Consider the following 21,792-nt stretch of genomic DNA (forward strand, 5'->3'; position numbering starts at 1 on the left):
TTGACGTACGCCGAATTGCAAGCGCGAGTGGAACGACTGGCTCGCGTGCTGGTGTCTCGCGGCGCCGGCCCGGAGAAGGTCGTGGCGGTGCTGTTGCCCCGCACCGAGGACGCTGTGGTGGCGTGGCTGGCCGCGCTGAAGTCGGGCGGCGTCTACCTGCCGATCGACGTGGACTACCCGCGCGAGCGCATCGACTATCTGCTGGAGGACGCGGCGCCGGCGGTCGTGGTGACGCCTTCAATGCTGGGCGAGGCCTCCGACGCCGCGCTGCCGGTCATCGATCCGTGCTCGGGTGCCTACCTCATCTACACCTCGGGATCGACCGGGCGGCCCAAGGGCGTCGTGGTCGAGCACGCCAGCCTGGCCAACCTGTTCCACCACCACCGGGAGCGTGTGTTCGCGGTCGACGGGCGGATCGCGGTGGCGCTGTCGGCGGCGCTGGTCTTCGACACCTCGTGGGAGGGGCTGCTCTGGCTCGTCGCCGGGCACGAGCTGCACCTGCTCGACGACGAGACCCGCCGCGACGCCGACCTGTTCGTCGGCTACGTCCGGCGGCACCGCATCGACTCGCTCGACGTGGCGCCCTCGCTCGGGCAGGAGCTCGTCAACGCCGGGCTGCTGACCGGCGACCACACACCGGCGCTGGTGCTGCTCGGCGGCGAGGCGGCGGGCCCGGTCCTGTGGGACGCCCTGCGAGAGGCGCCCGGCACGAAGGGCGTCAACCTCTACGGGCCGACCGAATGCACAGTGGACACGTTGATGGCGCACGTCGCGGACAGCGAGACGCCACTGGTCGGGCGCCCGATCGGCAACACCCGGGCGTATGTCCTCGACGGTTGGCTGCGGCCGGCCCGGACCGGTGAGCTGTACCTGTCGGGCGGTCAGCTCGGCCGTGGTTACAAGGACCGCGCGGGCCTGACGGCGACACGGTTCGTGGCCGATCCGTGGGTGCCGGGGGAGCGGATGTACCGCACCGGCGACGTCGTCCGGTGGACGGCCGACGACCAGCTCGAGTTCGTGGGCCGGGCCGACGACCAGGTGAAGATCCGGGGCTTCCGGGTCGAGCCAGGTGAGGTGGCCGCGCTGCTGAGCGAGCACCCTGACGTGTCGCAGGCGGTCGTGCTCGCGGTTGAGGGCCGTCTGGTGGCGTACGTCGTGGGAGATTCCGGCGGTCTGCGTGAGTGGGCCGCTTCGCGGATGCCGGACCACCTCGTGCCCGCGGCCTTCGTGGCCCTGGAGCGGATGCCGGTCACGGTGGCCGGCAAGGTGGACAAGCGGGCGCTGCCGGCGCCCGACTTCGGGGCGCTCAGCGGCGGTGCGGCCCCGCGCACCGCGGCCGAGGAGACTCTCTGCGGCCTTTTCGCCGAGGTGCTCGGGCTGCCGGCGGTCGGCGTCGAGGACAGCTTCTTCACGCTCGGCGGCGACAGCATCGTGTCGCTCCAAGTCGTCGCCCGGGCCCGGACGGCGGGCCTGCACATCACACCGCGGCAGATCTTCGAGCTGCGAACCGTGGCGGCCCTCGCCGCCGTCGCGGCGCCGGCCACCGCGGCCCCGGTCGCCGACTCCAGTGCGGCGCTGGGTGACGTGCCGCTGACCCCCATGCTCGCCTGGCTGCGGGACAACGGCCCGGCCACGCGCTACAGCCAGTCCATGGCGCTGCGGGCGCCCGCCGATCTGACCGCGGCGCGGCTCGAGGCCGTCGTGCAGGCGCTGCTCGACCGGCACGACCTGCTCCGCGCGCGCTGGAACCCGGCCACCGGCCTGTCCGTGCCGCCGCCCGGGTCGCTGGCCGCCGCCACCGTCATCGGCGCCGACCGCCTGCGGCCCGAGCAAGGCGTTCCGCTGCGCGTGACGTGGACCCCGGGGCAGGTCGAGTTCGTCATCCACCACACCGTCGTCGACGGCGTCTCGTGGCGGATCCTGCTGGCCGACATCGCCGCCGCCTGGGATGACGTGCTCGCCGGGCGGCCGATCGCGCTGCCGCCGGCCGGCACCTCGTTCCGGGAATGGGCGCGGTCCCTGCGTCCCGACCCGGCCGAGCTGCCGTACTGGCGCGACGTGGTCGCCATCGACGAGCCGCTGCTCGGCGCCCGGCCGGTCCGCGACACCGTCACCAACGCCCGAACCGTCTCTCTCGACGTGGACGCCGCCCTCATCGACACGATCCCGGCCACGTTCCACACCGGCGTCACCGAGGTGCTGCTGGCCGGGCTGGCCGTGGCCCTCGGCGGCCGGGACGTGCTGGTCGAGCTGGAAGGGCACGGGCGCGACACCACCGAGGCCGACCTGTCGCGCACGGTCGGCTGGTTCACCACCGAATACCCGGTGCGCCTGAGCCCGGGCGGCACCGATCCGGGTGTCGCGCTCAAGCGCATCAAGGAACAGCTGCGGGCCGTGCCCGGCAACGGCGCCGGGTACGGCCTGCTCCGCCCGCAGCTGGACGGACTCGCGGAACCGCAGATCCTCTTCAACTACCTCGGCCGGTTCACCGGCGGCGGGCCGGACGGCGCGGACTGGAGCCCGCTCGGCGGACTGGGCGGCGACGCCGACCCGGAGATGCCCCTCGGGCGGGCCCTGGACATCAACGCGTCGGTGCTCGACGACCGGCTGACGGTGACATTGACCTACCCGGACGGCGTGCTCACCGAGGAGAGCGTGCGGGCGCTGGCCGATTCGTGGTTCGCGGCGCTGGCCGACCTGGCGAAGGCGAAGGGCGGCCGTACCCCGTCCGACCTGCTCCTGGCCGGCGTCACCCAGGAGGAGATCGACGCCCTGGAGCCGGAGGACGTGTGGCCGCTGTCGCCGTTGCAGGAGGGCTTGGTCTTCCTGGCCGCGCTGGCCGGCGAGGTCGATCCGTACGTCGTGCAACAGGTCCTCGACCTTGACGGCCCGGTCGATCCCGGCCGCATGCGGTCCGCCGGGCAGGCGCTGCTCGACCGGCACCCGTCCCTGCGAGTTTCCTTCGTGGACGGTCCCGACGGCACGCTGCGGCAGGTGGTCGCCGGCCAGGTGTCATTGCCGTGGCAGTTCCTCGACCTCACCGAGGAGGAGTTCGAACGGTTCGCCGCCGGCGATCGCGCGCGCCCGTTCGACCTCGCGAGCGCGCCCCTGCTGCGCCTGACGCTCGTGCGGCTCTCCGAGCAGCGGCACCGGCTCGTGCTCACCAACCACCACGTGCTCCTCGACGGCTGGTCCACGCCGCTCGCGGTACGGGAGCTCTTCGACCTGTACGCCGGGCGGTCCCTGCCCGCGCCGCGCCCCTACCGTGACTACCTGCGGTGGCTCCTCGGCGCCGACCGGGCCGCCGCCGAGACCGCCTGGCGTGAGTCCCTGGACGGCCTCGACCAGCCCACGCTGGTCGCGCCGGGCGCGGGCGCCGTGCTCGACAGCCGGCCCGGCAAGCTCGAGAGCGAACTGCCGCGCGAGGTGACCGACCGGCTCACCGCGCTCGCCCGCGACCGGCAGGTCACCCTCAACACCGTCGTGCAGGCGGCCTGGGCGGTGTTGCTGGTGCAGCTCACCGGCCGTACCGACGTCGTCTTCGGCACCACCGTGTCGGGCCGTCCGCCCCAGGTGCCCGGCGTCGACGAGATGATCGGCTTCTTCATCAACACCCTTCCGGTACGGGCGGCGCTCGACCCCGCGGAGAGCTGGGCCGCCCTGCTCGACCGCCTCCAGGCCGGGCAGTCGAAGCTGCTGGGGCACCAGCACCTGCCGCTGACCGACGTGCAGCGCCTCGCCGGGCTGGGCGAGCTGTTCGACACGCTCACCATCTTCGAGAGCTACCCGCTCGACACCGGGGCCCTGCACGACTCGACCGGCTCGGCCGGGCTGCGGATGACGGACGTGACCGGCGACGACGCCCCGCACTATCCGCTCACCCTGGCCGTCGCGCCGGGGGAGCGGCTGCGGCTGGGCCTGGCCTACCGCGCGGACGTCTTCACCGCCGCGCGGGCTTCGGAGATCCTCGACCGGTACGGGGCTCTGCTCGCCGACCTGACCGCCGACCCGTTCCGGCCGGTCGGGCGCGCCGTTGCGGAGCACTCCTTCGCGGATCCGGTGGCTTTCCCCGAAACCACGCTGCCCCAACTGTTCGCCTCCGCTGTCCGAGCCAACCCTGGCCAGGTCGCGGTCGTTTTCGAGGGCGCGACCCTCACCTACGCGGACCTCGACCAGCGCGTGGCCGCCCTGGCCGGCTGGCTTCGCTCGCGGGGCGCCGGCCCGGAGACGGTCGTCGCGGTCGCGATCCCGCGGTCGCTCGACCTCGTCGTGGCTCTCCACGCGGTCCACCGGGCGGGGGCGGCCTACCTTCCGCTCGACCCGTCGCATCCCCGGGAGCGCAACGACTTCCTGCTCGCCGACTCCGGCGCGACCATCGTGCTGACGTCCGCTGAGCACACGGGCACGCCCGTGCCCGAGGCGCCCGACCTGCCGGGCGACGCGGCCGCGTACGTCATCTACACCTCCGGCTCGACCGGCAAGCCCAAGGGCGCCACGGTCTCGCACCGGTCGATCGTCAACCGGCTCCTCTGGATGCAGGACCAGTACCGCCTGCAGCCGGGTGAGCGGGTCCTGCAGAAGACCCCGGCCGGCTTCGACGTGTCCGTGTGGGAGTTCTTCTGGCCGCTCATCGCCGGAGCCACCCTGGTCGTCGCCCGCCCCGACGGCCACCGCGACCCGGCCTACCTGGCCGACGTGATCTCCCGCGACGAGGTGTCGACCGTGCACTTCGTCCCGTCGATGCTGCGCGCCTTCCTGGCCGCCGCCCCTTCGGTGCCTCCGCTGCGGCGCGTCATCTGCAGCGGCGAGGCCCTGCCCGGCGACCTGGCCCGCCGCTTCGGCGAGGTGCTGCCCGGCGTCTCGTTGCACAACCTGTACGGCCCCACGGAGGCCGCCGTCGACGTCACCTTCCACGAGGTCGACACCACGGCCGACGGCCCCGTGCCGATCGGCCGCCCGGTGTGGAACACCGAAGTCCACGTGCTCGACCCGTGGCTGCGCCCGGTCCCGGCGGGCGTGACCGGCGAGCTGTACCTCGGCGGTGTCCAGCTGGCCCGTGGCTACCTGGGCCGGCCCGCGTTGACCGCCCAGCGCTTCGTGGCCAGCCCGTTCGGCGCCGCCGGCGACCGCCTGTACCGCACCGGCGACCTGGCCCGCTTCACCGAGTCCGGCGCCCTCGAATACGCCGGTCGCACCGACGACCAGGTGAAGATCCGCGGCCTGCGCGTGGAGCCGGGCGAGATCGAGGCCGCCCTGACCGCCCTCCCCGGCATCTCCGCCGCCGCCGTGGTCGCCCGCGACGACGGCCCGGCCCGCCGCTTGGTCGCCTACGTCGTCGCCAGCGACGCCCCCACCGACCTTGCCGGCGCCCTCGCCGAAACGCTTCCCGAGCACCTGGTTCCCGCCGCGTTCGTGCACCTGAAGGAACTTCCGCTCAGCCCCAACGGAAAGCTGGACCGTCGCCGCCTTCCCGCGCCGGACTTCGCCGCCCAAGCGGGCGACGGCGAGCCGCGCACTCCGGCCGAGGAGCTTTTCGCCGGCCTCGTCGCCGCTGTGCTCAGGCTTGACCGGGTCGGCATCCGGGACAGCTTCTTCACCCTCGGCGGCGACAGCATCCTCGCCCTTCAGCTGACCGCCCGGGCCCGCGCGGCCGGCTGGCGTCTGTCGACCCGGGTCGTCTTCGCCCGCCCGACCGTGGAGGGCCTGGCCGCCGCCGCGGTTCCGCTGGAAGCATCGCGTTCGGAGGCGACCGACGCCTTGGGTGACGTTCCGCCGACCCCGTTCATGCGAACCCTCGACAACCCGGCCGACCCGCACCTGACCCAGTCGATGGTGATCAGCACGCCCGCGGGCCTGACCCGCGCGGCATTGATCGAACGCCTCCAGAGGCTGATCGACCACCACGACATGCTCCGCGCCCGCTGGACCGGAACCGCCCTGCACGTCCCGCCACCCGGCACCGTCAACGCCGCCGACCTGCTCTCGCCCGGCGTCGCCCCGGCGGAGGGCCGCATGCTCAGCGCCGAGCTCCTGGACGGCGACCGCCTGCGCCTGACGATCCATCACCTCGCGGTCGACGCCGTCTCCTGGCCGATCCTCCTGGCCGACCTGGCAGCCGACGGACCTCTGCCCACGGTGGGCACGTCGTTCCGCTCGTGGGCTCTGGCTCTGGAGGCCGCCACCCGCCCGGAGGAGACCGGCCACTGGGATGCGGTTCTCGCCGGCCCGCCCGCCTATCTCGCCGACGTCCAGCTCGACCCGGCGACCGACACGCTCGGCACGCTCGACCAGGTGACCGCCCGAGTCCCCGTCGGTGGCCTCATCACGACGATCCCGGCCGCCTATCGCGCCAACGCGCAGGACGTGCTGCTGACCGCTCTGGCCGTGGCCACCGGCCGAGACCTGCTGGTCGAGCTGGAGGGCCACGGCCGCGAGGAGCAGATCCTCCCGGGCGCCGACCTCTCCCGCACGGTCGGCTGGTTCACCACAGCCCATCCGGTACGCCTCAGCGCCTCGGGGATGTGGCCGACCGCCCTGAAGCGAGTGAAGGAACAGTTGCGCGCAGCCCCGGACGGCGGCATCGGCTACGGCCTGCTCCGCCGTACCGACCCGCGCCCGCCGATCCTGTTCAACTACCTCGGCCGCGCGGAGGGTGAGGGTCTCCGCCGTGCGGAAGAGAAGGGCTTCGCCCGCGCGGAGGGAGTCATTCCAGGACGCGCTGAAGGTGGTGCTCTCGGTCATGAGGGCGCGGGGCGGGCCTGGGAGCCCGTCGAAGGGATACGCGGGGACGCCGGCGATGAGGTGCCGGCTCGGCATGTGCTCAGTGTTGAGGCGACTGTGGTCGGGGACGAGATCGTGCTGTCCGTTGCCTATCCGCGGGGCGCGGTGACGGAAGCCGGCGTGCGCGAACTGCTCGGAGCGTGGACCACGGCGCTGGCCGAGCTGGACGCGGCGCCCGGTGACGGTGGGCTTACGCCGTCCGACGTACTGGCGAAGGTGGACCAGGCGGCGCTGGACGAGCTGGGTGAGCGTTACCCGGATCTGGTTGACGTACTGCCACTGACGCCGTTGCAGGAAGGGCTCTTCTACCTGCACGCGCTGGACGGGGCCGGAGACGTCTATCTCGTGCAGCAGCAGCTCGAGCTCGACGGGGCACTGGACGCGGGCCGCCTGAAGAAGGCCGCCGGGGCGCTGCTCGACCGGAACCCCAACCTGCGGGCCGCTTTCACGACGACGGCCGATGGGCTGCCCGTTCAGGTCGTTCCGGCCCGGGTCGAGCTGCGCTGGCAGGAGACCGCCGCGGCCAGCCGTGGGGAGGCCGATCTTTTGGCCGACGCCGAGCGGAGCCGGGCCTTCGACCTGGCTGAGGGGCCGTTGATTCGGTTCCTGCTCGTGAAAATGGGGGCGGACCGGCATCGGCTCGTCATGACGCAGCACCACGTCATCGTGGACGGCTGGTCGGGGCCTCTCATGGTCCGGGAGCTTCTTTCGGCGTACGCCGGGAAAGCTCCTGGGAAATCGCGGTCCTACCGGGACTTCCTGGCCTGGCTGGCCGCGGCCGACCGTGATGCCGCGCGGCGGGCCTGGAGCGAGGCGCTCGCCGGGGTCGCCGAGCCGACCCTGGTCGCGCCGGGCGGCACCGGGCGCCAAGCGCGGCTGCCGGGTGAGGTGACCGCTCAGCTGCCGCCGAGTGTCGTCGATTTCGCGCGTGGGCAAGGGGTTACGCCCAACACGTTCGTGCAGGCGTTGTGGGCCGTGCTGCTCGGGCGGCTCACCGGGCGCGACGACGTCGTGTTCGGGGCGACCGTCTCGGGGCGGCCGCCGGAGCTGAGCGGGGCCGAGGAGACGGTCGGGCTCTTCATCAACACCGTGCCGGTGCGGGCGAAGCTGCCGGCCGGTGAGAGCTGGGACGCCTTCCTCCGGCGGTTGCAGCAGGAGCAGGCCGGACTGCTCGCACACCAGCACCTCGGCCTGGCGCCGATTCAGCAGCTCGCCGGGGTGGGGGAGCTGTTCGACACGCTGCTGGTGTTCGAGAGCTACCCGGTGGACGAGGACCGGCTCGACGAGAGCCAGCGTGACGCCGGCCTCAAGCTGGCCGGTGTCACCGGGCGGGATGCCACCCACTACCCGCTGACGCTGGTCGCGGCCGAGGACGACGGATTGCATCTGGCCCTGGAGTTCCAGGCCGACGTGTTCGGCGAGGACTTCGCGCGGCTGCTGCTCGACCGGTTCATGGCGCTCGCGGCGGAGGTGGCGGCGAATCCGCGGACACCGGTGGACCGGGCCGACGCGCTCACCGCCGGGGAACGCCACCGCCTGCTGGCCGAGTGGAGCGGCGACTCCCTTCCGGTGACGCCGGAAACGCTGCCGGACCTGGTCCGCCGGTGGACCGGCCCGGCCCTGGTCGTCGAGGACCGGCGGTGGAGCTACGCCGACCTGGTGGCCGAGATGGACGGTCTCGCCTCGGTTCTGGTCGACCGCGGGGCCGGACCCGGCGAGATCGTGGCGCTGCTGCTGCCGCGCGGCGAGCACATCGTTCCGGCCATCTTCGGGGCGATGGCCTCCGGCGCGGCCTACCTGCCGATCGACCCGGAATATCCGCCGGCCCGGATCGCCGCGATGCTCGACGACGCACGGCCGGTCGTCACGCTCGCCGTGCGGTCCACGGCCGAACTGCTTCCGGCCGGCACGGCCACGTTGGTGCTCGACGAGCCGTACGAGCGGGGGACCGGAACGCCACAACCGATCAGCCCGGACCATCCGGCGTACGTCATCTACACCTCCGGGTCGACCGGCCGGCCCAAGGGCGTGCTGGTGCCGCACCGCACCGTGGCGACCCTTCTGGCCAGCCACACCGCGCGGATCCTCGGGCCGGCGGCGGAAAAGCTGGGGCGGCCGCTGCGGGTGGCGCACAACTGGTCGTTCGCGTTCGACGCCTCCTGGCAGCCGCTGCTCGCGCTGCTCGGCGGCAACGAGCTGCACCTGGTCACCGACGGGCCTCGCCGCGACCCCGAGCTGCTCGCGAAACTGTTGCGGGACAACACGATCGACATGATCGAGGTGGCGCCGTCGCACCTCGACCAGCTCCTCGCGGCCGGCTTCGACGCGGCCGGACTGGCCGTGCTCGGCGTCGGCGGTGAGGCGGTGCCCGACCCGCTGTGGGCCGGGATGGCCGCGCTGCACGACACCGAGTCGTACAACTTCTACGGGCCGACCGAGTGCACGGTCGACACGATCGTCCAGCGGGTCAAGGAGGTGCCGCGGGCGCTGATCGGGCGGCCGGTCGCCAACACCACGCTCTACGTGCTCGACGGCCGGCTGCGGCCGGTGCCGCCGGGCGTGGCGGGGGAGCTCTACATCGGCGGGGCGCAGCTCGCCCTCGGCTACCTGCACCAGCCGGGGCTGACGGCGACGCGATTCGTCGCGGATCCGTTCGACCCGGCGCCGGGCCGGAGGATGTACCGCACCGGCGACGTGGTCCGGTGGACTGCGGACGGCCGCATCGACTATCTGGGCCGCTCCGACGACCAGGTGAAGATTCGGGGCTACCGCATCGAACTGGGCGAGGTGGCCACCGTCCTGTCGCAGCATCCGTCGGTCGGGCAGGCGGTTGTCGTCGCGGATGCGGGGCGCCTGATCGCGTACGTCGTCGGGAAAGCTCTTGACCTGAGATCCTGGGCCGCCGAAAGGCTGCCGGGCCATCTCGTCCCGGCGGCCGTCGTCGAGCTGGAAGCGTTGCCGCTGACCGTCAACGGCAAGCTTGACCGCGCCGCGCTGCCCGCCGTCTCGTACGTCTCCGAGACGCGCGCGCCGCACGGCGAGGCGGAGGAGAGGCTCGCGGCGCTCTTCACCGAGGTGCTCGGCGTGCCGGTCGGCGCCGAGGACAGCTTTTTCGACGCGGGCGGCGACAGCATCGCGGCCATGCGGCTGACCAGCCTGGCCCGCGCGCGGGGAGTGGAAGTCCGTCTGTCCGATCTGGTCGCGCTGAAGACCGTGGCGGCCCTGGCCGAGGTGACCCGATGAGCCCGTCCGTTCTGCTGCGCTGGGCCGTCCGCGACTCGGCCAAGGGGCTCACCGCCTCCTGGATCGGCGGTCTCGGCTATCAGGCCGGGCTGATCCTGCTGCCCTGGTGTCTCGGCCGCGCCCTCGACGAGGGCATCACGCCGGGCGACCGCGGCCCGCTGCTCTACTGGGCCGCGGCCACGCTCATCGTCTCGGTCGCGCTGACCGGGGCCGAGTTCGCGATGCGGTGGTGGGCCACGCTGGCCGGCGTCCGCACCGGCAACCGGCTGCTGCTGCGCCTCAGCGAGCGGGTGCTCGGCTGGGATTCGGCCACGGCACACCGGTTCTCGGCCGGCGACCTCGTCACCCGCGGCACCCGCGACGTCGAGCAGATCACCATCTGGATCTCGACCGTGCCGTCGCTCGCCAGCGGGGTTCTCGGCTTCCTCACCGTGCTGGTCGTGGTCGCGACGCTGGACCCGATGCTGGCCATCGTCGGCCTGAGCACGGTGCCGCTGCTGATCGCGGTCAACCTCTGGTACCCGCGCCGCTACGAGGGCGCCAACGCCGCGCTCTCGGCGGCGCACGGGGCTCGCGCGGACGCGGTGGAGGACCTTCTTTCGGCGAGTACGGCGGTACGGGGTCTCGGCGGTGAACAGGTGCTCATCGAGCGCCACCACGAGGTGAGCGCCACGGTCCGCGATCGCACCCTGGCCTTGGCCCGGATCGCGGCCGGCTGGGCGGCCAACGCGCCGTTCGTGCCGTGGCTGGCCACGGCGATCGGTGTGGCGTTCGGCGGTCTGGCCGTGCTGGACGGGCGGTTCTCGGTCGGTGGGCTCGTTTCCTTCGCGAGCTGGATGACGTTGCTGGGCCGGCAGGTGATGATGCTGACGTTCCGGTTCGGGCAGCTCGGTGACGCGTGGACGGCCGCCGGGCGGATCGAGACGGTCCTGAGTGCTAATTCGGAAATGCCCGAAAAGTCGTTGAGAGAGTTGGCCGCCGGGTCGTTGACCGCATCCGGTGTCACGGTGCGCCTCGAAGGCCGCGAACCGCTGCGGCTCCCGGATTTCCGCGTCGACCCGGGCGAAATGGTCGCCGTCGTCGGGCCGGTCGGCACGGGCAAGTCGACGCTGCTGCGTCTGCTGGCCCGGCTCGCCGACCCGGCGACGGGCGCCATTCGTTACGGCGGCACGGATCTGCGCGACGTGGCGATCGCCGACGTGCGCGACACCATCACGATCGTCGGCCAGCGCCCGCTGCTGCTCTCCGGAACGATCGCGGAGAACCTGCGCCTGGGCCGCGCCGAGCTCACCGACGAGCAACTGCGCGACGCCTGCCGGATCGCCGGGATCCTCGAGCACATCGAGTCGCTGCCCGAAGGCTTCGCCACCGTGGTGGGCGAGCGCGGCAGCACCGTCTCCGGCGGCCAGCTCCAGCGCCTCGCCCTGGCCCGGGGTCTGTTGCGCAGGGCCCGGGTGCTGCTGCTCGACGACGTCACCTCGGCCGTGGACGCCCGCACCGAGCAGCGCATCCTCGACGGCCTCCAAGGCTTGGACGTGACGATCGTGTTCGCCACTTCTCGTACGGCGGTCCGGGACCGCGCCGACCGCGTCGTCGACCTCGGCGTCCACGAGGGAGAGCTGGTGTCCCATGGCTGACGTCCGCCTGCTGACCGAGGAGCCGGACCAGCGGCACGTGCTGCGCCGCGTCTGGCCGCATCTGCGGGAGCACCGCCGGGCGATGGCCGGGGCCATCGCGGTCAACCTGCTCTCCACGCTGTCGCTCACGCTGGTGCCGTTGATGATCGGCCGGGCGGTGGACGAGCTTCTCGACGGCGACCGTACGGGGCTGCTGGTCACCGCCGGGATCGTGCTGGGCCTGGTCATCGCCCGGACGGTGCTGCTGCGCTGGTCGGAGCTGCTGCTCACCCGGGTCGGCGAGAAGGTGGTGCACAGCCTGCGCGACCTGGTGGTCGAGCGGCTCGGCACCACGTCGCTGCGCTTCCTCGAGGCGCACCGCGGCGGGGACCTCCTCCAGCGGGCCACCGTCGAGATCGCAGAGCTGGCCACGTTCGTACGGAGTCAGTTGCCGGACCTCATCTCGCTCGGCGGCTACCTGGTGTTCAGCGTGATCGTGCTGCTCTCCTCGTCGTGGCAGCTGTTCGGGCTCCTGGTGCTGGTGTTCGGGCCGCCGATGTGGTTCATCTCTAAGCGGTTCCGGCGGGCGGCGGCCGGCGCGTACCCGGCCGAGGCGGCGGCTCAGGCGACGCTGGCCGCGACCTTCTCGGAGAGCCTGCTGGCCCGTGAGCAGCTCCAGATCGACGGCGCCACCGGCACGTGGCTCGGCCGCCTTCGAGGGGACGCCGACGCCTACTTGAAGACCGCCCGGACCGCACAGCGAGGCGCCACCTGGATCGACGCGACCTGGATCGTGCAGGGCCTGACCAGCGCCGCCCTGTTGATCGCCGGCGGCTACCTGGCCACCGAGGGAGTGGTGACCATCGGCGTCGTCGTCACCTTCGTCCTGGCCAGCCGCGACCTGTTCAGCTCCATCGACGACTTCACTTTGGTCGCCGGCGAAATGCTCGAGTCGCGCGTGGGCTTGGCCCGCTTGCTCGACCTGTTGGAAGTCACCGCATCACCCTTGACGCCTCTAAATGCCGAAAAATCGGGCAGTGCCGGCGCGGTCGAGGGCGTGGGCGGGGCGGTCGAGGGCGTGGGCAGTGGGCGCGCGGTGGAAAAGAGCGCGGCTTCGGATCGGGCGGCGGAGTCGGGGGCTGTCGACGGTAGCGGCGCGAGTGCGGGGGTGCGCGTCGCGGGTGGTGGGTTGAGGGCTGAGGCGGTCACCTATGGCTATCGGCCCGGGGAGCCTGTGTTGCACGGGGTCAGCGTTCACTTCAAGGCCGGTGAGCACGCCGGGATCGTGGGGGAGACCGGGTCCGGGAAGACCACGCTGGCCAAGCTGCTCTGTGGGCTCTATCTGCCCGATGCGGGAGCGGTGCGGCTGGGCGACGCCGACCTCAGCGGGCTCGGCGCGGGTGAGGTGCGGCGGCGGCTCGTGCTCATTCCGCAGCAGGTTCACATGATTGCCGGGAGCTTCGCCGACAACCTCGCCCTCACGCCGGGGCGGCCGGGGCCGGAGGACTTCGCGCGGGCGGCCGAGCGGCTCGGGCTCGGCGGATGGGTGGCCGGGCTGCCCGGTGGCTTCGACGCCGAGCTGGGGCGGCGCGGCGAGCGCTTCTCGGCCGGCGAACGGCAGCTCGTCGGGCTGCTGCGGGCCGCCATGACCGAGCCCGAGGTGCTCATCCTCGACGAGGCCACGGCCGACCTCGACCCGGGCACCGCGCACCGCATCGAGGAGGCCCTGGCCCGCCTGCGCCGCAACCGGACCGTGCTGGTCATCGCCCACCGGCCGTCCACCATCGACCGCCTTCCCCGCGTCGTGCGCCTGCACGCCGGGCGGATCACATCCCTGGAGGACTGACCGATGCCCGTCATCGACGGCCTGCACTACGCCGAGGCCGGCCATGGCCCCGGGGTGCTGCTGCTCGCCGGCAACGGCGCGCGCGGGCGCACCTGGCACCTGCACCAGGTGCCCGCGCTCGTCGAAGCCGGCTACCGGGTCGTCACCTACGACGCCCGGGGCCTGCCGCCCAGCGACACCCCCGACGTGGTCACCATGGCCGATCTGGTCGCCGACGCCGCCACCCTGATCGAGCGCCTCGATCTGGGCCCGTGCCGGATCGCCGGTTCCTCCATGGGCGCCCGGGTCGCCGCCGAGCTCTGCCTCGAACGGCCCGACCTGGTCGACCGGGCCGTCCTGATGGCCACCTTCGGCCGGCGCAGCGCCTACCAGGCCGCGATGACCGCCGCCGAGCGCAGCCTGCAGGCGGCCGGGATCGAGCTGCCGGACGCCTACCTGGCCGTGGTGCGCGCCGCCTTCAACCTGTCGCCGCGGACCCTCGCCGACGACCGGCAGGCCCAGGACTGGCTCGACGTCTTCCAGATTCCGTTGCCGGGCGCGGCCGGGACGCCCAGCCGGCAGGAGGCCGGTGCCGAGGAGGACCGGCTGAAGGCGTACGGCGGAATCGAGAGCCCCTGTCTGGTCGTGGGTTTCGCCGACGACCTCATCGCGCCGGCGAACGGCGGGCGCGAGGTCGCCCGGGCCATCCCCGGCGCCCGGTACGCCGAGATCCCCGACGCCGGCCACTACGGATATCTGGAACAGCCCGAACGGCTCAACGCCGAGCTTCTCACGTTCTTCGATGGAGAGATCGCATGACCATCCAGGCCCGCGAGGTCGAACTCGTCTGGCACGACCTCACCCCCCGGCTGCTGGAGGTGATCCGGGTCGAGCGGCTCACGCCCGGCATGGCCCGCGTCACGCTCGGCGGCGAGGAGCTCGACGGCTTCAAGTACGGCGCGCCCGACGACCACGTAAAGGTGTTCTTCCCGGAGGCCGGCGCGGAGCTGCCCGTCATGCCGACCCTCGGCGAGGAAGGGCTGGAGCCGCCGCCGCCCGGCTCGCCGCTGCCCATCTACCGCGACTACACGATTCGGTACCTGCGCCCGGAGGTTCGCGAGCTCGACATCGACTTCGTGCTGCACGAGCACGGCCCGGGCGGCTCGTGGGCGGCCACCGCCAAGCCCGGACAGCGCGTGGGCATCCTGGGCCCGCGCGGGTCGAACCTGGTCCCGTACACCTTCGACTGGTATCTGCTCGGGGCCGACGAGACCGCCCTGCCCGCGCTCGCCGCCTGGCTCGAGCAGCTTCCGGCCGGCGCCACCGTGCTCGCCTTCGCCGAGGTGGCGAACGAGCAGGAGAAGCACGCGCTGGACAACGTCCGCTGGCTCTACCGCGATCGCGGCCAGACGCTCGGCGCGGCGATCGAGCAGCTGAGCCTTCCCGGGGGCGACGGCTACGTCTGGATCGCCGGTGAGGCAACGGGATTGAAGCCGATCCGCCGCGAGCTTCGGGGCCGGGGCCTCAACCGCAAGTGGATGGAGATCGACGGCTACTGGAAGAGGGGCGTCGAAAACCTGGACCACCACGAGGACGACGGTGAGTAGCCCGCTGCCCAGCCTCGCGCCGCACACCCTGCTGGTCTTCCTGCTCCAGGTGTCGCTGCTGCTGATGGTCGCGCTGGCGCTGGGCCGGCTGGCCACCCGCTTCGGCCTGCCCGCGCTCGTCGGCGAGCTGCTGACCGGCGTCATTCTCGGCCCGTCGCTGCTGGGCGCGCTGGTCCCCGGCGCCTTCGCCTGGGTGCTCCCGGCCGACGCCGACCAGCTGCACCTGGTCGACGCCGTGGGGCAGTTCGGTGTGCTCCTGCTCGTCGGAGTCACCGGCGTACAGCTGGACTCCGCAATGCTGCGCAAGCGCGGCATCACCGGAGCCAAAGTCAGCCTCGCGGGTCTTCTGCTGCCCCTGGCGCTGGGCATCGCGGCCGGGTTCCTCGTGCCGGCCGCGCTGCTGACCCAGACCAGCGACCGCGGCACCTTCGCGTTGTTCCTCGGCGTCGCCATGTGCGTGACGGCCATCCCGGTCATCGCCAAGACGCTGTCCGACATGGGCTTGCTGCATCGCGACATCGGCCAGCTGACGCTGGCCGCCGGCATGGTGGACGACGCCGTCGGCTGGTTCCTGTTGTCGGTGGTCTCGGCCGCGGCGACCACGGGGGTACGGGCCGGGGCGGTGACGCTGTCGGTGGTTTACCTCATCGGCTTCGTGGTGGCCGCGCTCGTCGTCGGCCGTCCGCTGGTGCGCTGGGTGCTCGACCTGGCCGGCAAGGCCGGTGACGGCGGGCCGCGGGTCACCGCGTCGGTGGTGCTGATCCTGCTCGGCGCGGCCGCCACCCACGCCATGGGCATGGAGGCGCTGTTCGGCGCGTTCATCGCGGGCATCCTCATCGGGCAGGCCCGCGCGGCCGAGAAGCCCGACCCGCGGCCGGGCCGCTCGATCTGGCAGGACCTGTCGCCGCTGCGCACGATCGTGCTCTCGGTGCTGGCGCCCCTTTTCATGGCCACGGCCGGCCTGCGGATGGATCTGACCGCGCTGGCCGATCCCAAGGTGCTGCTGGCCGGCATCGCCCTGCTGCTGGTGGCGATCGCCGGCAAGTTCGCCGGCGCCTACATCGGCGCGCGGGCCAGCAGGCTGTCGCACTGGGAATCGATCGCGCTCGGCGCCGGCATGAACTCGCGCGGCGTCGTCGAGGTCGTCGTGGCCACGACCGGCCTGCGCCTGGGGGTGCTGTCCATCGCCACGTACACGGTCATCGTGCTCATCGCCGTCATCACCTCGGTGATGGGACCGCCGATCCTGCGCTGGTCGATGTCGCACGTCGAGATCACCGAGCTCGAGCAGGAGCGAGCTCTCGCATTCTCCGGACAGGGGGCACGGGCATGAGCGGCATCGCATTCGTCACCGGCGCCGGCCAGGGCATCGGCCGGGCCGTGGCGCTCGCCTTCGCCGAGGCCGGCACCCGGGTGGCCGCGGTCGACCGGGAGGCCAAAGGCGTCGAGCAGCTGGCCGCCGAGCATGACGGCATCACCGCCTACGTCGCCGACGTCTCCCGCTCGTCGGAGGTGCAGGGCGTGGTCGAGGCGGTGGAGCTCGGGATCGGGCCCATCACGGTGCTGGCCAACGTGGCCGGCGTGCTGCGCACCGGCGCGGTCGTCGACTTCTCCGACGACGACTGGGCGGCGTTGTTCGACGTCAACGTGGGCGGGGTGTTCCGGGCCAGCCGGGCGGTGGCCCGGCGGATGGTGACGCGGCGGGCCGGGGTGATCGTCACGGTCTCGTCCAACGCGGCCGGGATCCCGCGCTCCGGCATGGCCGCCTACGCCGCCTCCAAGGCCGCCTCGACCGCGTTCACCAAGAGCCTCGGGCTCGAGCTGGCCCCGTACGGCATCCGCTGCAACGTGGTCGCCCCCGGCTCCACCGACACCCCGATGCAGCGGTCCCTGTGGGACGACAAAGGCCCGGACACGGTCATCGCGGGCGATCCCGCGACGTTCCGCACCGGGATCCCGCTGGGCCGGCTCGCCGAGCCCGAGGACGTCGCCGACGCGGTGCTGTTCCTCGCCTCCGACCGCGCCCGGCACATCACCATGCACGACCTGTACGTCGACGGCGGCGCGACGCTCCGGGCCTGAGCCTGAGAAGGAGAACCATCCAAGTGACTACCGTCTCCGCCGCGACCACCGCGGCCGAGCTGCTGGCGGGCTACCGCCCGGGCCGCTCGTCGCTGTTCGCCTCACCGAGCGGCACCCTGCTCGCCGAGGGCACCTATTTCGCGGTTCCGCCGTCGGGCCGCCGGGACGGCCTGGCCGACCTGGCCCACCGGGTCGACGCCGTCCTGGGCGTCGCCGAGGCGGCCGGTCACGAGGTCCGCGCCGTGGTGGGCGCGGTCCCGTTCGCCCCCGACGCGCCGGCGCACCTGGTGGTGCCGGCGCGGCTGCGGCGCGGCGGCCCGCCGATCTCCGCCACCGCCGGCGAAGCGACCATCCAGGTGAAGGAGATCCGGCCGGTGCCGGACCCGAGCCGCTACACCGCCGCCGTGGCCGAAGCCGTCCGGCAGATCAACGCCGGCCGCTACACCAAGGTGGTGCTGGCCCGGTCGCTGCGGGCCGACGCGCCCGGCTTCGACCCGGCCCCGGTGGTGCGGGCGCTGGCCGGCCGCGACCCGAGCGGCTACACCTTCGGCGTCGACCTCGGCGGCGGGCGCACGCTGTTCGGGGCCAGCCCCGAGCTGCTGGTCTCCCGCCGCGGCACCCGAGTCACGGCCAACCCCCTGGCCGGCTCGGCCGCGCGCAGCGACGACTCGGCCGAGGACGCCCGCCGGGCCGAGGCGCTGCTGCGCTCGGAGAAGGACCGGCACGAGCACGCGGTGGTCGCCACCGCTGTCGCCGACGGGCTCCGCCCGTACTGCCGCGATTTGCATGTGCCCTCCGAGCCGTCGCTGGTCCGCACGGCCACCATGTGGCACCTGTCGACCCTGATCACCGGAACCGTGGCCGACCTGGCGGCCTCGGCGCTGCGGCTGGCGACCGCGCTGCACCCCACCCCGGCCGTCTGCGGCACGCCGACCGCCGCCGCCCGCGCCGCCATCAGCGAGCTGGAGCCGTTCGACCGCGGCTTCTACACCGGCATGGTCGGCTGGGTCGACGCCTCGGGCGACGGGGAGTGGGCGGTCACCATCCGCTGCGCCACCGCCGACGAGGACGGCCTCGACCTGTTCGCCGGGGCCGGCGTGGTGGCCGGATCCGATCCGCGAGCCGAGCTGGCCGAGACCACAGCCAAGCTCGGGACCATGCTCGCCGCTCTGGGATTGGAGCACTCCGATGTCCTTTGAGGACCTGTATCGCGCGCGCGGCTACTGGATCGGCCAGACGTTCGACGACCTTCTCCAAGCCGCTTTTGACAAGCACGGAAGCCGCGTCGCCATCGTCGACGGCGACCGTGAAGTCACCTACGCTGAGCTCCGAGACCGCGCGCTGCGCCTCGCCGCGGGCTTCCACGGCCTAGGGATCGGCAAGGGCGACCGGGTCGTCGTTCAACTGCCGAACACGGCTTCGTACTTCGAGGTCATCTTCGCGCTGTTCCGGCTGGGCGCGCTGCCGGTCTTCGCGCTGCCCGCGCACCGGGCGGCCGAGATCGGCTACTTCTGCTCGCACACGTCGGCCGTCGCCTTCGTGACGACCGGGGTGCACGAGGGCTTCGACCACCGGAGCCTCGCGGCGGCCGCCGGCACCGCCCGGATGATCGTCGACGAGGATCTCGCGTCGCTGTACGCCGATCCGGCCGGCCTGCCGGACGGTCCCTCTGCCGACGAGCTGGCCTTCCTTCAGCTCTCCGGCGGCAGCACCGGGCTGCCCAAGCTGATCCCGCGCACCCACGACGACTACCTCTACAGCGTGCGCGAGAGCGCCGACATCTGCCGCCTGACGCCCGACAGCGTCTACCTCGCGGTGCTGCCGGTGGCGCACAACTTCACGATGTCGTCGCCGGGCGTGCTCGGCGTGCTGCACGCGGGCGGCCGCATCGTGCTCGCCCGCCGGCCCGACCCGGCGACCGTGCTGCCGCTCATCGCGGTCGAGCGGGTCACCATCACCGCGGTCGTGCCGCCGCTGGCCCAGCTCTGGATCGACGCGGTCGCGGCCATGGACGAAAAGCCCGACCTGTCCAGCCTCCAGGTGCTGCAGGTGGGCGGCGCGAAGCTGGGCAGCACGGTCGCGGCCCGGGTCGAACCGGTGCTCGGCTGCCGCCTGCAACAGGTGTTCGGCATGGCCGAGGGGCTCGTCAACTACACCCGCCTCGACGACCCGGACGAGATCGTGCTCACCACGCAGGGGCGGCCCATCTCGCCGGACGACGAGATCCTCGTGGTGGACGACGCGGACGAGCCGGTCGAGCGGGGCGAGGTCGGCCATCTGCTGACGCGAGGCCCGTACACCATCAAGGGCTATTGGAACGCCGAGGAACACAACAGGACCGCGTTCACGGCCGACGGCTTCTACCGCACGGGTGACCTGGTGCGGCACCGGGCGGACGGCTATCTCGTGGTCGAGGGGCGGGCCAAGGACCAGATCAACCGGGGCGGCGAGAAGATCGCGGCCGAGGAGGTGGAGAACCACCTTCTCACCCACCCGGCCGTGCACGACGTGGCCGTGGTCGCCATTCCGGACGCGTATCTGGGCGAGCGGACGTGTGCCTTCGTCGTGCCGCGTCCGGGTCTTTCCCTCACGTTGCCCGAGATCCGTTCCTATCTGAGGGAACGCGGGCTGGCCGCCTACAAGATTCCCGACCGCCTGAACGTGGTCGGGGCATTCCCCGTCACCGGCGTCGGCAAGATCAGCCGGCGTGAGCTGCGTGCGGCCCTGCGATCGCTGAAGGAAGGCTGACATGCTCCCGCGCATCACCCCGTACCCCCTCCCCACCGGTTTCTCCCTGACCAGCGCCCGCGTCGGCTGGCGCCCGGACCCCCGGCGGGCGGCCCTGCTCGTGCACGACATGCAGAACTACTTCCTCGCCCCGTTCGGCACCGCCGACCACGCCCTGATGGCCCGGGTCATCGACAACATCGCGGCGCTGCGCAAGCACGCCCACGAGGCCGGCATGCCGGTCGTCTTCTCGGCCCAGCCCGGCGGGCAGAGCCTGGCCGAACGCGGTCTGCTGCAGGACTTCTGGGGCGACGGCCCGCCGCCGTCGCAGAGCGCCCTGGCCATCACCGACGCCCTCACTCCCGGCCCCGACGACGTCCAGATCACCAAGCGGCGCTACAGCGCCTTCGCCGGCACGCCCCTGGCCTCGTTGCTCGAAGGCCGAGACCAGCTCATCGTCACCGGGGTCTACGCGCACATCGGCGTGCTCGCCACCACCCTCGACGCGTTCATGCGTGACATCCAGCCGTTCGTCGTCGCCGATGCCGTCGCCGACTTCAGCCCCGCCCACCACCGGGACGCGCTGCGGCACGTCGCCGACCGGTGCGGCGTGGTCGGCACGGCCTCCGAGATCGCCACCTTCCTCTGAAAGGCACAACCATGATGGTGTACGACCTCGTCGGCATCGGCTTCGGGCCATCGAACCTGGCGCTGGCCATCGCCATCGAAGAGCACGACACCCCGCTGAACGCGGTCTTCCTGGAGAAGCAGGAGGACTTCGGCTGGCACCGGGGCATGCTCTTCGAGGACGCCACCATGCAGGTGTCGTTCCTCAAGGACCTGGTCACCATGCGCAACCCGGCCAGCGACTTCAGCTTCGTGTCCTATCTGCACGCCCACGACCGCCTGGCCGAGTTCATCAACTTCAAGTCGATGTACCCGCTGCGCGTCGAGTTCCACGACTACTTCATGTGGGCGGCCCGGCGGATGAGCCACCTGGTCCGCTACGGCCACACGGTCACCGACGTCGTGCCGGTGGTCGACGAGAACGGCGAGGCGTGGGCGGTCGACGTCATCAGCCCGCGCGGCACGTTCCGGGCCCGCAACGTCGTCGTCGCGGTCGGCCTCGAGTCGAGCCTGCCGCCCGACGTCACCCCCGGACCGCGGGTCTGGCACAACCTCGATCTGCTCCATCGGGTGGCTTCCTTCGACGTGCCGCAGCCGCAACGGTTCATCGTCGTCGGTGCCGGGCAGAGCGCCGCCGAGTCCGTCGCCTACCTGCATTCCCGCTATCCCACGGCCGAGGTCAACAGCGTTTTCTTCCGGTACGGCTACAGTCCCGCCGACGACAGCAACTTCGCCAACCAGATCTTCGACCCGGCGGCCGTCGACCTCTACTACGACGCACCGGCCGACGTGAAGCGGATGCTGTTCGACTACCACCGCAACACCAACTACTCGGTGGTCGACGGCGAGCTCATCGAGGAGCTGTACCGGCGTACGTACAGGGAAAGGGTTTTGGGCCGAGATCGTCTGCACATGATGCGCGCCTCGCGGATCGCCGATCTGACGCCACGCGCGGACGGGGTGACCGCCGTGGTCGAGCACATGCCGACCGGCGAGCGGCAGACCCTGGAGGCCGATGCCATCGTCTACGCCACCGGATATCGCCCGGTCGACGTGACCCGGCTGCTCGGCACGGCGGGCAAGCACTGCCTGCGCGACGAGGAGGACCTGCTGCGGGCCGAACGCGACTACCGTCTCGTCACCGACGCGGGGCTGAGCGCCGGAATCTACCTCCAGGGCGGGACCGAGCACGCGCACGGCATAACAGCCACCCTGCTGTCGGCCGGCGCGATCCGGGCCGGTGAGATCGCCCGCTCAATTTCCGCGGCGGGGCGCCGATAGGACG

General features: G+C 72.4%; 11 protein-coding genes. All 11 read left to right on the top strand.

Annotated elements, in window-relative coordinates; genetic code table 11:
• From CRP55_RS48540 to CRP55_RS48590, 11 genes are read left to right on the top strand one after another with little or no spacing between them, the layout of a single operon-like run.
• Nucleotides 1-10,023 carry a non-ribosomal peptide synthetase gene (locus CRP55_RS48540; protein ID WP_097328897.1) on the top strand — a complete coding sequence of 3,341 codons (10,023 nt, stop codon included), beginning with the start codon at nucleotides 1-3 and terminating at the stop codon, nucleotides 10,021-10,023.
• Entirely contained in the window at nucleotides 10,020-11,660 is a 1,641-nt protein-coding gene (locus tag CRP55_RS48545; RefSeq protein WP_097328898.1) for an ABC transporter ATP-binding protein, read from the top strand. The genes CRP55_RS48540 and CRP55_RS48545 overlap by 4 nt, the downstream gene beginning before the upstream one ends.
• Nucleotides 11,653-13,485: an ABC transporter ATP-binding protein gene (locus CRP55_RS48550; RefSeq protein ID WP_097328899.1), complete on the top strand. Its 1,833-nt coding sequence runs from the start codon at nucleotides 11,653-11,655 to the stop codon at nucleotides 13,483-13,485. The genes CRP55_RS48545 and CRP55_RS48550 overlap by 8 nt, the downstream gene beginning before the upstream one ends.
• A 3-nt stretch (nucleotides 13,486-13,488) precedes the next feature.
• Complete coding sequence (locus CRP55_RS48555) at nucleotides 13,489-14,283, top strand: alpha/beta fold hydrolase (RefSeq protein WP_097328900.1); 795 nt, start codon at nucleotides 13,489-13,491, stop codon at nucleotides 14,281-14,283.
• On the top strand, nucleotides 14,280-15,071 hold the full coding sequence (locus tag CRP55_RS48560; RefSeq protein WP_097328901.1) for a siderophore-interacting protein: 792 nt from the start codon (nucleotides 14,280-14,282) through the stop codon (nucleotides 15,069-15,071). Before CRP55_RS48555 ends, CRP55_RS48560 begins: the two co-directional genes overlap by 4 nt.
• The gene (locus CRP55_RS48565) at nucleotides 15,064-16,404 is read left to right on the top strand and encodes a cation:proton antiporter (protein WP_245923936.1); all 1,341 of its coding nucleotides are present in this window, start codon (nucleotides 15,064-15,066) and stop codon (nucleotides 16,402-16,404) included. Before CRP55_RS48560 ends, CRP55_RS48565 begins: the two co-directional genes overlap by 8 nt.
• Complete coding sequence (locus CRP55_RS48570) at nucleotides 16,401-17,153, top strand: 2,3-dihydro-2,3-dihydroxybenzoate dehydrogenase (RefSeq protein ID WP_097328902.1); 753 nt, start codon at nucleotides 16,401-16,403, stop codon at nucleotides 17,151-17,153. Before CRP55_RS48565 ends, CRP55_RS48570 begins: the two co-directional genes overlap by 4 nt.
• Before the next feature lie 23 nt (nucleotides 17,154-17,176).
• Complete coding sequence (locus tag CRP55_RS48575) at nucleotides 17,177-18,352, top strand: isochorismate synthase (RefSeq protein WP_245923941.1); 1,176 nt, start codon at nucleotides 17,177-17,179, stop codon at nucleotides 18,350-18,352.
• Nucleotides 18,342-19,901 (top strand): (2,3-dihydroxybenzoyl)adenylate synthase, encoded by a 1,560-nt coding sequence (locus CRP55_RS48580; protein ID WP_097328903.1) that lies wholly within the window; start codon nucleotides 18,342-18,344, stop codon nucleotides 19,899-19,901. The genes CRP55_RS48575 and CRP55_RS48580 overlap by 11 nt, the downstream gene beginning before the upstream one ends.
• A 1-nt stretch (nucleotide 19,902) precedes the next feature.
• Nucleotides 19,903-20,529: an isochorismatase family protein gene (locus CRP55_RS48585; protein ID WP_097328904.1), complete on the top strand. Its 627-nt coding sequence runs from the start codon at nucleotides 19,903-19,905 to the stop codon at nucleotides 20,527-20,529.
• Between the two features lie 11 nt (nucleotides 20,530-20,540).
• Nucleotides 20,541-21,788, top strand: coding sequence for a lysine N(6)-hydroxylase/L-ornithine N(5)-oxygenase family protein (locus CRP55_RS48590; RefSeq protein ID WP_097328905.1), 1,248 nt, complete (start codon nucleotides 20,541-20,543; stop codon nucleotides 21,786-21,788).
• Nucleotides 21,789-21,792 lie beyond the last annotated feature (4 nt).

It is taken from the genome of Paractinoplanes atraurantiacus (genome assembly GCF_900215205.1).
Classification (GTDB): domain Bacteria; phylum Actinomycetota; class Actinomycetes; order Mycobacteriales; family Micromonosporaceae; genus Actinoplanes; species Actinoplanes atraurantiacus.

What these genes read in the sequence shown, in the direction of transcription:
- CRP55_RS48550 (WP_097328899.1), top strand. Translation starts at nt 11,653, where the DNA reads ATGGCTGACGTCCGCCTGCTGACCGAGGAGCCGGACCAGCGGCACGTG.
- CRP55_RS48570 (WP_097328902.1), top strand. Translation starts at nt 16,401, where the DNA reads ATGAGCGGCATCGCATTCGTCACCGGCGCCGGCCAGGGCATCGGCCGG.
- CRP55_RS48545 (WP_097328898.1), top strand. Translation starts at nt 10,020, where the DNA reads ATGAGCCCGTCCGTTCTGCTGCGCTGGGCCGTCCGCGACTCGGCCAAG.
- CRP55_RS48555 (WP_097328900.1), top strand. Translation starts at nt 13,489, where the DNA reads ATGCCCGTCATCGACGGCCTGCACTACGCCGAGGCCGGCCATGGCCCC.
- CRP55_RS48580 (WP_097328903.1), top strand. Translation starts at nt 18,342, where the DNA reads ATGTCCTTTGAGGACCTGTATCGCGCGCGCGGCTACTGGATCGGCCAG.
- CRP55_RS48590 (WP_097328905.1), top strand. Translation starts at nt 20,541, where the DNA reads ATGATGGTGTACGACCTCGTCGGCATCGGCTTCGGGCCATCGAACCTG.
- CRP55_RS48560 (WP_097328901.1), top strand. Translation starts at nt 14,280, where the DNA reads ATGACCATCCAGGCCCGCGAGGTCGAACTCGTCTGGCACGACCTCACC.
- CRP55_RS48585 (WP_097328904.1), top strand. Translation starts at nt 19,903, where the DNA reads ATGCTCCCGCGCATCACCCCGTACCCCCTCCCCACCGGTTTCTCCCTG.